Genomic DNA, 1,427 nt, shown 5'->3' on the forward strand with positions numbered 1-1,427 from the left:
TGCCGCGGCCACGCCCTGCCGGGCCACCTCGAGGCGGCGCGGCTCGGCGCCCGCCGTGGGGGCGTCGTCGGGTAGGAGCGCGGTGTCGGGCAGGCCGAGCCGACGCGCCAGCCCGAGGGCCAGCACGCCGACGGCGGGGTGGTCAGGTCTCATCGGCCGAACAGGATCTTCGCCTCCTCGTAGCGGGAGACCGGCACCTTCTTGAGGCCCTTGAGGGCGGCGCTCATGGGGATGGAGATGATCTCCGTGCCGTTGGCCGCCACCATCTGTCCCCAGCGGCGCTGGGCGACGAGGTCGACGGCGCCCATGCCGAAGCGCGTGGAGAGCACGCGGTCCGTGGCGGTGGGGGCGCCGCCGCGCTGGATGTGGCCCAGGATGGTGCTGCGCGTCTCGATGCCCGTCATCTCCTCGATCTCGCGGGTCACCCACTCGCCGATGCCGCCCAGACGCGGCCGGCCGGACGCTTCGACGCCGGCCTCGGCCAGCGGGTCGTCGTGGCCCTCGGGGATGAAGCCCTCCGCCACCACGACCAGCGGGGAGCGACCGCGGTCGTGGACCTGCTGCACCCATTCGGCGACCTGGGACATGGGGGTGCGGACCTCGGGGATGAGGATCGCGTGGGCGCCGGCGGCCATGCCCGAGTGCAGGGCGATCCAGCCGACGTGGCGGCCCATGACCTCGGCGACCATGCACCGGTGGTGGGACTCACCCGTGGTGCGCAGCCGGTCCATGGCGTCCGTGGCGATCTGCACGGCCGTGTCGAAGCCGAACGTGTAGTCGGTGCCCTGCAGGTCGTTGTCGATCGTCTTGGGCACGCCCACGATCGGCAGCCCGTCCGCGGCCAGGCGGTTCGCGCCGGCCAGGGTGCCCTCGCCGCCGATGGCGATGACGGCGTCAATGTCCAGCTCGCGCAGGTTGCGGAGCATGTTCTCCGGGCCGCCGCCCTCCGCGTCGTAGGGGTGCGTGCGCGAGGTGCCGAGGATGGTGCCGCCGGTGCGGGCCAGGCCGCGCACGCGGGAGCGGGGCAGGTCCTCGACGTCCTTCTCGATCAGGCCGGACCATCCGTTGCGGATGCCCACCATCTCCATGTCGTACGACTTGATGCCGTGCAGGACGGCGGAGCGGATGACGGCGTTCAGGCCGGGGCAGTCGCCTCCGGAGGTGAGCATTCCGACGCGCATGGGGTCCTCTCGGGCGTTCTCGTGGGGGTCGGCACTACCCTAGGCGTGCCCGCCGCGTCGCGTCAGGGGACGGGCGACGGGCGGCGGGTCAGCCGAGGGCCACGAGGACGGCGACCTGGAGGGCCGTCGCACCCACGAGGATGCCGCTCGCCGGGCCGAGGGTGCCGGGACGACGGCCGCTGAGCAGAGTGCCCAGCATGACGGGGGCGATCACCGCGAGCGCGGCCACGAGCATCGGCACGGCCA

1 protein-coding gene is annotated in these 1,427 nt (G+C 73.4%); it reads right to left on the reverse strand.

Annotated features, from left to right (window positions below; genetic code table 11):
- Positions 1–149 precede the first annotated feature (149 nt).
- A complete protein-coding gene (locus D8M29_RS12190; RefSeq protein ID WP_036381514.1) occupies positions 150–1,181 on the reverse strand; it encodes a 6-phosphofructokinase in 1,032 nt (343 codons plus the stop codon).
- Positions 1,182–1,427: the final 246 nt, after the last annotated feature.

It is taken from the genome of Micrococcus sp. HSID17227 (assembly GCF_003989405.1).
Classification (GTDB): Bacteria; Actinomycetota; Actinomycetes; order Actinomycetales; family Micrococcaceae; genus Micrococcus; species Micrococcus luteus.

What these genes read in the sequence shown, in the direction of transcription:
- D8M29_RS12190 (WP_036381514.1), bottom strand. Translation starts at nt 1,181, where the DNA reads ATGCGCGTCGGAATGCTCACCTCCGGAGGCGACTGCCCCGGCCTGAAC.